Source organism: Ochrobactrum sp. P6BSIII, from assembly GCF_014138065.1.
GTDB lineage: Bacteria > Pseudomonadota > Alphaproteobacteria > Rhizobiales > Rhizobiaceae > Brucella.
The window spans coordinates 41787-53049 of the sequence record NZ_JACGXB010000001.1; the positions used below are offsets into that span (position 1 = coordinate 41787).

Sequence of the window (11263 nt, forward strand, 5' to 3'; positions counted from 1 at the left end):
TCTCTATACTGAGGTCTGTTCCTGGAAGACAACCCGCAGCTTGACGCAGGCGGCTTTCAGATCAAGGGTTCAGACTTCAATGCACCATCCAGACGGCGCGGAACCGGACAGGTTCGAGACCCCTATTTTTGAAGCCTTGCTGACGCCCTATCGCTCGCTGGGGCGCACGGGCTTCACCGTCCTGATGGCGGCACTTATCGGCTGCTGGTTGTTTGTCGGAATTTTGTTCTGGTCCATTGGCGCATGGCCAATCTTCGGCTTTTTCGGTCTCGATGTGCTGTTGATCTATCTGGCATTTCGCTGGAATTACCGCTCTGCCCGGGCGCGTGAAGAGATTTCCGTTTCGCGCGCAGCCCTGCATATCCGCCAATATGCCCCTTCCGGCAAAATGACGGCGCATCAGTTCAACCCCTTCTGGACGCGCTTTCGCGTGGCGCGAAAGCCGGATATCGGCATTACGGATATGAGCGTTGAAAGCCGCGACAAGCACGTCGCCATCGGCAGTTTTCTGAACCCCGACGACCGCGAAAACTTCGCCACCGCCTTTCGCGCAGCCTTGGCCGAGGCACGACGGTAGAGCGCGTTTCAATATATGCTAAGTTTGACACTATCCGCCCCGCAACAGTGGCGGGTATCGCCCTGCCCCATCGTCGTTTTACGATATGACAAAGGGGGATTCCGGCATTGGCCCTTGAAGTCGGGCTTTTCACAAGCCATATCAGTTAGCGGAGAGATACGCCGAACGGGTTCTCTTCATAACGGTCGCTTCTCATCAAGGACTGATGCAATGACAAGAATGACTCCGTTTTCGAGCCCTCTCTTGCTCGGATTCGACACGATGGAAAAGACACTCGAACGGATTGCCAAATCCGGCGATGGCTACCCGCCCTATAATATCGAACGCCTACGCGGTGAAACAGGCTCTGAGCGCTTGCGCATTACGCTTGCCGTGGCAGGTTTCTCCAGCGAAGATCTCGACGTCATGACGGAAGACAACCAGCTTGTCATCCGCGGGCGACAGACCGACGACACCGAACGCGAATATCTGCACCGCGGCATCGCGGCCCGTCAGTTTCAGCGTGTGTTCGTGCTGGCCGATGGCATGCGGGTGCTGGGTTGCGAGTTGAAAAACGGTCTTCTCGCTGTCGATCTCGACCGACCGGAACCGGAACGGCTGATCAAGAAAATCAACATAGCTGTGAAAGACTGAAAAACGTTCAGGTTTCGTTCAGTCATTAAGGCTATGATAACTATCGTGAAGCTCTGGTGCGGCATAGCCGTGAATGGTGTGCCGCTCAAATGGAGGCTAAGACCATGAACAGACAGGTTCTCACCGAAAATGAATTCGCTCATCTGGGCGAAGGTGAAATTGCCTACGTACGCAAGATCCGCTCCGACGATCTGGCACGCAGCTTCCCTGCCCTCCCACCAATCGAGCCTGGTCTTGAACTCTGGGCTCTCTTTGGCGCAAGCGGCGAGCCGATTGTGCTCTCCGATGTCCGCGCTACTGCGCTGCAAGGCGCACATGAACACGAATTACGCACGGTGCTGCTCAACTAAAATGGCAGCCCTGCTGAATATGCAACGATAGCGGCTCCACGCTATGCAGAGCCGCTATCGCCACTATTGTGTGGCTGGCGTAAGAGTTGCATGCTGGTCTTTACTGCTTCGAGTAAAGCTCCTCGGCGCTCTTAAAGCGCTTTATATGTCGAATAAACCCCAGCTCCATTCCCGTCCTGGATTGCTTTCTTATTAAGCCTTGGTATTCGCCCGGGCAAAAACGGAAGCAAAAAGAGGAGCAATTCAGAAATCAAGTATATATTATTTATTCATACATTCTTTGAATCTATCTTCAATACATGAATGCTTGTCAGAAATAGGCTTTAGCGGTCCAACGCAATGACTCAAAGCGTATTTTCTGCAGACCTCCTCTTTATCATTCACATTTCCATCGGCGAGTGCGACGTTAAAAGCTGTAAAAATAGCGATTAAGGTGAAAATGTATTTATTCAATTTTCGCTGCCTCAAACCAATCTAAAATAATGATATAAAAACTGATTTCCATATTACCAATAAAGACATCAGTCCAACGAGCACTCTGTCTTGGAAAAGATACCGAACATGGTGTTGATCACTTAAAATATTAATCTACTGAATGTGACACGATATTAATTCTCAATGCAGAATTTTTATTACCGCAATGGCATTTACTTTACGGGATTAGGCTGAAACTTCTCCGCCATGCACATTTTGTATTGATGATTGCGACAGGCATCAACGCTAGCTTTGACGAGCTCTGGCAGAGTATCGCATTCTATTTTTGCCCGCTCGGTACACACCACGCTTCTGTCAGCCCATGCAACATTGGTGACAGCCCCCAAAGCAATCAATGCAAAAATTACTTTTTTGAATTTGATATCCTCAGTATAATTAAATTATGAATTACTTGCCAAATTCCGGGCAAAGTGGCAATTTTTTCGCTAAGCATTCATGATAATCTGCATTGAACCCCAGAAAATCACTCCCGTGCTTCGCGATACACTCTTTTCCAACACGCTCAACACACTCAATTTTATTTTCAGCAGCCAATGCGGGACCGGAAAATACTATCGCAGCAATCAATGCTGAAAAATATTTCTTCAATTTATTTTCCATCTTTATGAGTTTTACAAAATCCTTCTACACGAGTTCTATTCATCGCATAATCCATATTTTAAGCGAGCCTAATAATACTATGCGGCATAGCGGAAATAGCAAAAGCCGCCACTCTGAACGAGTGACGGCTTCACAAAAATCGATTTCAAAGCGCCGGTACGAACAAATCCGGCGCTTTTAGGCTCAGGCGGCGTTGGAGGCCGGCTGGGCTGTCAGAAATGAATAAAGCGCCTGTGCATCATGTGTGCCTCGCAGCTTGGCGACCATATCCGGATCGCGGAGCATACGCGCAATGCGCGACAAGGCTTTCAGATGATCAGCCCCGGCATTTTCCGGGGCCAACAGCAGGAAAACGAGATCGACAGGCTGATCATCCAGCGCCTCGAAATCAACCGGCGTTTCAAGGCGCGCGAAGATGCCGGCAATCTTGCCGATATTCGCCAGCTTACCGTGCGGGATAGCCACACCGCTGCCCACCCCGGTCGAACCGAGGCGTTCACGCTGGAGAATTGTTTCGAAAACTTCACGCTCAGGGAGACCGGTCAGTTCCGCAGCCTTTTCAGACAAAATCTGCAAAAGCTGCTTTTTGGAGCTGGCTTTCAGCGCGGGGATAATCGCCCCCGGCTGAATCAGATCACTAAGATCCATTCTCTCCGTTCCTTCTTCAATCAGGCCGTTTTCGGCCCGGTTTTAGGAAGCGCACGCAACTACCCACGAATGGGCCCGCCCTTCACAGCGGTTACGCATAACGTGCGCTTCGGGTTTGCCGTCAGACGCGAGGCGCGGCCTGGCGGGTAACCGTCGATGGGTCAACCCAGCCGATATTGCCGTCCGCTCGACGGTAGACGATGTTTACTTCATCATTGCCCGCGTTCCGGAAAACCAGAACCGGATTTTCAATCAGATCAAGCTCGACCACCGCCGAAGCCACCGACATGGTGCGCAGGGCGACAGACGTTTCCGCCACAATGGTAGGCGCATAATCAGCCGGAAGCTCCTCCTCTTCCTCCGGCAGCGGTGCCATAACACGATATGCCACGTCGTCATAGATCGCATTTGGCTGGGTAGCCGTACGCGACTTCAGACGGCGCTTATAGCGCCGAAGGCGGGTTTCAATCTTGTCCGCTGCCGCATCAAAAGCCAGCTGCGGATCCTGCGCATCACCAGTGCTTTGTAGCGTCGCACCACTGTCGAGGTGCAATGTACAATCCGCACTGAACCGTGAGCCGGACTTCGAGACCGTTACCTGCCCGGAAAAGCCATGATCGAAATATTTGCCGACCGTTTCATTCACCCGATCTACGATCCGGGTTGTGAAAGCTTCACCGACGTCCATATGCTTTCCAGATACACGCAGAGTCATTTGGCACACCTCATTTGCGTTACACCACAGGGCTTAGTCTAATCACAAGGCAAGCGAAGCGCAAAGCGAACCGTCATCAAAGATGGCATTCATCCTACGGGTTTTTCAGACTTGATCCGGCTTGCCGGTCGAAACCCCGAAACACCTTCAAAATCCACGCTTTTCCGATCAAAAACCGGTCAAACGGCACCTTGAAACTTCCTTGTCTTATGCAACGCCCCAAACGCGTGATCGTTGCCGTTTCTGCTAAACTGCCTTTCCTTTAAGCACTCGGACATCCGCTAACTCTTTCAGAAAAAGCCGATGCATATTTTGTGCCACATTCGCAAAAGCCCGCAAAACCGGACTATTCCAGCTTTTTCGGGCAAGCGTTGCAGCGCGAGCCGGGCTTCTATTGATTGAAACGGCGCTTGTCAATTGGTCCTCCTGCCAGTTGGCCAACTCGAAGCGCTGCCGGTTCTTGCGATCATGATCGATTTTTTCTGATCGAACGGTGCTTCAAGTTCAAAATTTCAGAGCATTCTCTTGGGTTTGAACCGGTCAAAAATCGCTCTGGAGGTACAATCGTCTATTCCGGACCACCGGGTAACCGGTGGTTTAAACAGTTGTTTTGACACGCATCTCGTCCGAAAACAGTTTCGCGTTCCGGGATGTGTTCTAAGAAACAGAAAGCTTGGCTTTCTTCTCACGCCTGCGCTGAACCGATGAAGCAATATTCATCGATTCCCGATATTTTGCGACAGTTCTTCGCGCAATATCCACACCGTCTTTCTTCAATGCATCAACAATTGCATCGTCAGACAGGACATCATCTGGCTTTTCAGCGTCGATCATCTGGCGAATACGATGCCGAACACTTTCGGAAGAATGGGCGTCTCCGCCCTCCGACGAGGCGATGGAAGCGGTGAAGAAATAACGCAATTCGAACACGCCGCGTGGCGTTTCCATGAACTTGTTCGCCGTCACGCGGCTGATGGTGGATTCATGCATGCCCACCGCATCGGCCACCATGCGCAAGTTCAGCGGCTTGAGATGCGTGACGCCGTGGCGCAGAAACCCGTCCTGCTGGCGCACGATTTCCTGTGTCACCTTTAAAATCGTTCGCGCGCGCTGATCCAGGCTGCGCACCAGCCAGCTCGCCGTCTGCATGCAATCGGCCAGAAATGTCTTTTCCTCAGCCTTCACCGAAGCGCTCACCTCGGCATAATATTCATTATTGACGATAAGCCTCGGCATGGCCGCCGGGTTAAGCTCGATGGCCCAGCCACCGTCACGCGAGGGCGTGACGACCGCATCGGGCACGATGGCGTCGGCCACCGCAACTTCGAACAAGGCGCCGGGCTTCGGATCCAGTGTGCGGATCTCGGACAGCATGTCGAGAATGTCGGCCTGATCGACACCACAGAGCTTTTTCAGCGTGGCGAAATCGCGCCGCGCCAGCAGATCGAGATTATCGACCAGTGCCGCCATGGCCGGATCGAAACGGTCCTTCAGGCGCAGCTGGATCGCAAGGCATTCGCGCAGATCGCGTGCAAAAATGCCAGGCGGATCAAAGCTTTGCATCACGGCCAGAACGCGCTCCACCTGCGCGGTCTCCACGCCCAGATTTTGCGCCAGCCCGATAATGTCCACGCGCAGATAGCCGCTCTCGTCCAGCGCATCGGCGAGAGCCATGGCGATGAAACGGTCAGAGGTCTGCGAAAAGGTCAGGGCGATCTGCTCGCCCACAAAGTCAGCCAGCGAGACCCGGCTCGCCGTCACCTGATCAAGGTCATATCCGCCACCGCTGCCACTGCTATAGGCGTCGAGCGTCGACGATTTCCACTGGGCGGCGAGGTCGGGATTGATCTCGTCATAACGGCCCGGATCGTCGGGAAAAATGTTTTCCAGCGAACTGTCGAAAGTGGTGGAGAGATTTTCAGCAGCATCCGGCGCGTCGGTCTTGAACCAGTCCGCCTGCCCCTCATCAAAAAGGCCGTCCTCATCCGACTGGCGGTCGTCCGTCGGGTCGCCGCTTGCAGAAGAGCGATCATCGTCACGGGCAACGTCAGCGCCTGCGAAATCATCATTCGCTGCCTCTATTCTGTCCAGCAGCGGATTCTTTTCAATTTCCAGATCGAGAAAATGCTCAAGCTCAAGATGCGTCATCTGAAGCAGTTTTATCGACTGCATCAGCTGGGGTGTCATCACCAGCGATTGTGACTGACGGAAATCTAGCTTGGGCGACAGAGCCATACGACGCGTTATTCCCCCTGCGAACGACTGGTCGACCAAAACCCTGAGCCGCTATTTCACCCGGCCTTGATGACCGGAGTTTCTCCCTGATCAAAACTGGTATGATCCTTGCTTGTCAATTCAGAATGTGCAGTTTTGGGACAAAAGGGGAAAATAGTCGCAAGATTGATGCATTTTTTGGAGCGGCTTTTATGTTAGCCAGCTCAAATAGACCCGGAAGCCGAAGCTTGCGGGTCAAATGGGTTTTTCACTCAGGAATAATCAGAGCGTGAACTGATCACCGAGATAGAGGCGGCGCACATCCGGATTGGCGACAATCTCGGCCGGGCGACCATGGGTCAGCACCTGACCGGCGTGGATGATATAGGCGCGGTCGATCAGACCGAGCGTTTCACGCACATTGTGGTCGGTGATCAGAACACCGATGCCGCGACTGGTCAGATGACGCACGAGCTGCTGAATATCCGAAACCGCAATGGGATCAACGCCCGCGAAGGGCTCATCGAGCAGCATGAAATTCGGGCGCGACGCAAGCGCGCGGGCAATTTCCAGACGACGCCGCTCACCGCCCGAAAGCGAGATGGCGGGCGCCTTGCGCAGATGCGCAATGTGGAATTCTTCCAGCAGTGCGTCGAGTTCGGAAGCGCGCTTCTTGCGGTCCTTTTCGACCACTTCAAGCACGGCCTTGATATTGTTCTCGACCGAAAGTCCACGGAAAATGGACGCTTCCTGCGGCAGATAGCCAATGCCTAGACGCGAGCGACGATACATCGGCATGGATGTGACGTCGAAACCGTCAATCTCGATGGAACCGGCATCGGCTGGAACCAGACCTGTCACCATGTAGAAACAGGTTGTCTTGCCGGCACCGTTGGGACCGAGGATGCCAACCGCTTCGCCAGCGCGCACGCCGAACGACACACCATTGACGACCTGACGACCGCGATAGCTCTTGCAGAGACCGCGCGCGACCAGCGTGCCCTTCAGGCGCGCCGTCTTGCCCGGCTGTGCTGGCATGACGCCATGCGCACCGCCCGAAGAGTCGGCACTCTCGGCAACCGCCTGCGGTTCACCGGCTTTCTTGTTCCAGAACAATCCCACGCGTGACGCCCCGGTCAGTTCTGCTTGGGCGCGGCACCGCCCTGCTGTTGATCCTTCGGCGCCATGATGATCGACACGCGACCCTTGCTGTTCGCACCGCTCTTGCAGCTTTCGACATTGGCGCGGCCAGTATCGAGATGCGCCGTCAGCTTGCAGCCGGTGACGACATTGTCACCGTCGGTCAGAACGACCTTCGAGCCTTCGAGAATCATGATCTGATTCTTCGCGTCGTAACGGCCGGTATCGCCCGTTGCGACCTGCGTGCCGGACTTCAGGTAAACCTTGCCGGAAATGTCGATGTGATCGATGCTCGACGAATCGAGACCACCAACACCCGCACTTGCCGGTTCTTTCGGGGCTTCGCCCTTATCGTCTTTGGCAGCCTTGTTGTAATAGACGGTCATCAGACCTGCCTTCAGCAGGGCATCGCCCTGCGCAACGGAAACATTGCCGGTGAAAACCGCAACGCCTTCCTTGTCGCGCATTTCCAGCTTGTCGGCGTCGATCTTGACCGGTGCCTTGCTGTTGGAAAGCTTGAGCCCGTTCACTGCGCCGCCTGCGGCTTCCTGCGCCGAAGCGGCAAAAGGAGCGGCAACGATGCCAAGCGCCAGAACTGCGAATCCTGCCCGCATCGTGCGAGCCATAGTGCCCTTGATCATCTTGCCCGTCTCACGTTCCATAAATCTTCAGTCCCCCGAATGCAGGCGCTTAAGCTTTGAACAACCTGCGTCCAGATGCAACATTAAGCACTTTGCCGCCAAATGGGAACATTAGGCTTCACAAAATGCGTACAAAAACAAATCCGCGCCATACCAAAAAGTACGGTTGAACGCTTGATATGCCCTTATCCAGCGCCCGGTCAGGGCGCCTTGTTTCCCGAAATCACGCTGCCGTCAACGGTCATCTGAACGCGGTTCTCAAAAATCAGAACCTTGCCATTGTCCTTGACCTGCATGCTGTCGGCCAGAATATGCGTATTTCCGTTGCGAATATCGACCGGCTTGTCGGTTGTGATCTGTCCGCTCTTCAGATTGACATCCGCCGAGTGCATCACAGCACGCAAACCTTCATTCGTGGTTACGATAAAGTCCTTATCAAGTTGCAAACGACCATTCGCATTATCGTAAATGCCGGATGCAGCCTCGACTTTGGCCACGCCCCGGTCGCCCACCGGCAATTCGGCCTGAATACCTTCAAGCGTGATGACACCGCTATTATTAGCTTCCTGCGTCGCTCTGGAAGCCGTCATCGAATAAGGCTTGTTGTCCTTATTATAGCCGTTCAAATGCGGGCTCGACATGACGAGCTTGCCATTTTCGCCGCCCGTATTCATCTCGACCTTGATCGGCGTGGCGGGCGTGGCGAGAAACGTATACCAGGAGAAAACGGCTGCAAGCGCGATGGCGGCAACCGGCAGGGCGGTTTTCAGCACTCGCACGCGAACCGAATGGCGCTGCGCAGCATGAAAAAGCGACTCGGCTTTCTGGGACGCACCAAAACGCACGCCGCCCTTGCCGCGCCCGGAAGGGGCTGCGGTCTGCGCAACAGGGCTGTTAGTGGTGTCGGTAGTCATGACGTCCTTCAGATAATCCACTGTAGTCAATTCAAGAATTTCCAGTCAAAGATCAGAATGCGCTCGATGTAGAGGCTCACTACCTGCAATCAATAGGCGCTCTTTCACTTCAATATGGTTTATTTGGGATAATTTGCGCGGATGCTCAATAGCGTGATGGCGGCGCAAAATATCGCACCTGTCCAAAAAACATAGACAAGCCTTGCTATCTCATTGATAATTCATCGCAATCAGCACAGCCACCAATTAGGTAGAATGCTAATCAACTCTTTGATACCACAAAAAGGCCCTGCGTTACAGCGCGACACGCGCATGCGTAACTTGCAATTGAACACCTTGTTTCTGGTTAGAGACAGAATCTCGCACACGAATGTCATGACAATGCAGTTGTGCAGCACTATCTCTTTGAAATGCGTAACAAGATTGAAGCGTCTTGCCGCCTGACTTAATTGAAGGCACAAAGATCGACATGGATTTTCATGACCGCCCATCGAGGCTGGTCGCATTTATAAAGACGAATGGATGGACAGAATGGCCCAGGACGCCGAAGCACTGATCGAAAGACGAAAGCTGCGCCGCAAGCTGACCGTTTGGCGCGTGGCATTTCTGCTTCTGCTCGCCCTTCTTGTCGTCGGGTTCGCCTCATGGTCGATGCGCGGCACGAATTTCTCCCAGCCGCACATCGCCAAGGTGCGCATCGAAGGCACCATCTTCGAGAATGAGGAGCTTCTGAAGCGCCTCGACAGGATTGCCAAGAACGATGCGGTCAAGGGCGTGATTCTGGTTCTCGATTCGCCCGGTGGCACCACCGTCGGCGGCGAAGCCATTTATGAAGCCGTCCGTAAAATCGCCGAAAAGAAGCCAGTCGTCACGCAGGTCGGCACGCTGGCGGCGTCTGCCGGTTATATGATCGCCAGCGCTTCCGACCATATCGTGGCGCGGCAGACATCCATCGTCGGCTCCATCGGCGTGCTGTTCCAGTATCCCGACCTTTCCAAGCTTCTCGATACGATCGGCGTGAAGGTCGAAACCATCAAGTCCGCGCCGCTGAAGGCGGAACCCAATTATTTCAGCCCGGCCAGCGAAGAAGCAAAAGGCATGATCCGCAATATGATCATGGATTCCTATGCATGGTTTGTGGACATTGTGGAAAAGCGCCGCTCCTTCACGCATGAACAGGCGCTTGCATTGGCCAATGGAGCGGTTTTCACAGGCCGTCAGGCGCTGGAAAAGAAACTCATCGACGGGCTTGGCGGCGAAGACGAAGCGGTTGCCTGGCTCGGCACCAAGGGCGTTTCCACCAAATTGCCTCGTCTTGAATGGAAGCCGGTCAACAGTGAAACAGGATTTTCGCTGCGCGATCTCCTCATTCATGCCGGTGCGCGGCTCATCGGTGTGCCTCAGGAAGCCGATAGTATGCTCAAGGAGATAGCAAAGGATCGCATCTTTCTTGACGGACTTCTCTCGGTTTGGCACGTTGATGGAAAGCCAGACGTAAATTGACGTAAATTCAGCGACCTAACAATGTCTGGCGTCAGGCCTGACAGTACAAGAACAGGAAACAGGGGTTTAAAGCCGTGATCAAATCGGAACTCGTTCAGATTATCGCCAGCCGCAATCCGCATCTCTTTCAGCGCGATGTCGAAAACATCGTCGGCGCGGTTTTCGACGAGATCACCAATGCCCTCGCGGACGGTAACCGCGTCGAGCTGCGTGGCTTTGGCGCTTTCTCGGTCAAGAACCGTCCGGCCCGCAGCGGCCGCAACCCACGCACCGGCGAAACGGTGGACGTGGAAGAAAAGTGGGTTCCCTTCTTCAAGACCGGCAAGGAACTGCGCGACCGTCTCAACGGCGCCGTCTGATAGAAGATCATGCTGGCAAAACGTATCGTCGCAATCGTCATTCTGGTCCCGCTCGCGGTCATTCTGATCGCGCTGTCGGTTGCCAATCGTGCCACCACGATTCTGACGGTCGATCCGTTCAATCCGGGTAATCCAGCGCTGTCCTACAGCGCGCCACTGTTCATCTGGCTGTTTGGCGCGTTGCTGATCGGCGTGGTGATCGGTTCGCTGGTCACCTGGCTAACGCAGGGCAAGCATCGCCGCAGAGCGCGTGATCGCAAGCTGGAAGCGACCCGTCTTCTCGAACGCGCCGAAGCCGCCGAAAGGCGCAACACATCGGTCGCGAACTCCTGAAACGCCCGCTTTTCTCAGGCCCGGAAGCAGAACTTCCGGGTTTTACGGCCTTGAAAAGGCCTGCGCACGCGAAAGAACGTCGTTTCCCCCTTCCACACCGGCCTTGTTTATCCTACCTAGACCGCAATCATTGTGATTGGA

At 54.1% G+C, this 11263-nt stretch carries 13 protein-coding genes; 6 read left to right on the plus strand and 7 right to left on the minus strand.

What is annotated here, in order from left to right; genetic code table 11:
- Positions 1 to 79 precede the first annotated feature (79 nt).
- The 3 genes from FHW00_RS00195 (at position 80) to FHW00_RS00205 (ending at position 1560) form a co-directional block, all read left to right on the plus strand.
- Entirely contained in the window at positions 80 to 577 is a 498-nt protein-coding gene (locus FHW00_RS00195) for a DUF2244 domain-containing protein (protein ID WP_078339633.1), read from the plus strand.
- A 210-nt stretch (positions 578 to 787) separates the two neighbouring features.
- The gene (locus FHW00_RS00200; protein ID WP_078339634.1) at positions 788 to 1210 is read left to right on the plus strand and encodes an Hsp20 family protein; all 423 of its coding nucleotides are present in this window, start codon (positions 788 to 790) and stop codon (positions 1208 to 1210) included.
- 104 nt (positions 1211 to 1314) lie between these two features.
- Positions 1315 to 1560 carry a BQ00720 family protein gene (locus FHW00_RS00205; protein WP_078339635.1) on the plus strand — a complete coding sequence of 82 codons (246 nt, stop codon included), beginning with the start codon at positions 1315 to 1317 and terminating at the stop codon, positions 1558 to 1560.
- Positions 1561 to 2442: 882 nt separating this feature from the next.
- Here FHW00_RS00205 and FHW00_RS00210 read toward each other — a convergent pair.
- From FHW00_RS00210 to lptC, 7 genes are all read right to left on the minus strand, one after another.
- Entirely contained in the window at positions 2443 to 2643 is a 201-nt protein-coding gene (locus tag FHW00_RS00210; RefSeq protein ID WP_078339637.1) for a hypothetical protein, read from the minus strand.
- Between the two features lie 195 nt (positions 2644 to 2838).
- Complete coding sequence (ptsN, locus tag FHW00_RS00215; protein WP_078339638.1) at positions 2839 to 3303, minus strand: PTS IIA-like nitrogen regulatory protein PtsN; 465 nt, start codon at positions 3301 to 3303, stop codon at positions 2839 to 2841.
- A 121-nt stretch (positions 3304 to 3424) separates the two neighbouring features.
- Positions 3425 to 4018: a ribosome hibernation-promoting factor, HPF/YfiA family gene (gene hpf, locus FHW00_RS00220; RefSeq protein WP_078339639.1), complete on the minus strand. Its 594-nt coding sequence runs from the start codon at positions 4016 to 4018 to the stop codon at positions 3425 to 3427.
- Positions 4019 to 4675: 657 nt separating this feature from the next.
- On the minus strand, positions 4676 to 6253 hold the full coding sequence (rpoN, locus tag FHW00_RS00225; protein ID WP_078339640.1) for an RNA polymerase factor sigma-54: 1578 nt from the start codon (positions 6251 to 6253) through the stop codon (positions 4676 to 4678).
- A 261-nt stretch (positions 6254 to 6514) separates the two neighbouring features.
- Positions 6515 to 7354: an LPS export ABC transporter ATP-binding protein gene (gene lptB, locus FHW00_RS00230; protein WP_078339641.1), complete on the minus strand. Its 840-nt coding sequence runs from the start codon at positions 7352 to 7354 to the stop codon at positions 6515 to 6517.
- 14 nt (positions 7355 to 7368) lie between these two features.
- On the minus strand, positions 7369 to 8034 hold the full coding sequence (locus FHW00_RS00235; RefSeq protein WP_078339642.1) for an LptA/OstA family protein: 666 nt from the start codon (positions 8032 to 8034) through the stop codon (positions 7369 to 7371).
- A gap of 179 nt (positions 8035 to 8213) precedes the next feature.
- Complete coding sequence (lptC, locus tag FHW00_RS00240) at positions 8214 to 8927, minus strand: LPS export ABC transporter periplasmic protein LptC (RefSeq protein ID WP_078339702.1); 714 nt, start codon at positions 8925 to 8927, stop codon at positions 8214 to 8216.
- Between the two features lie 531 nt (positions 8928 to 9458).
- Between lptC and sppA the strand changes: the two genes are divergently transcribed.
- The 3 genes from sppA (at position 9459) to FHW00_RS00255 (ending at position 11122) form a co-directional block, all read left to right on the plus strand.
- Positions 9459 to 10430, plus strand: a complete 972-nt coding sequence (gene sppA / locus FHW00_RS00245) for a signal peptide peptidase SppA (RefSeq protein WP_078339643.1) — start codon at positions 9459 to 9461, stop codon at positions 10428 to 10430.
- Positions 10431 to 10504: 74 nt separating this feature from the next.
- Positions 10505 to 10789 (plus strand): integration host factor subunit beta, encoded by a 285-nt coding sequence (locus FHW00_RS00250; protein ID WP_061344837.1) that lies wholly within the window; start codon positions 10505 to 10507, stop codon positions 10787 to 10789.
- Between the two features lie 9 nt (positions 10790 to 10798).
- Positions 10799 to 11122: a LapA family protein gene (locus FHW00_RS00255; RefSeq protein ID WP_078339644.1), complete on the plus strand. Its 324-nt coding sequence runs from the start codon at positions 10799 to 10801 to the stop codon at positions 11120 to 11122.
- Positions 11123 to 11263: the final 141 nt, after the last annotated feature.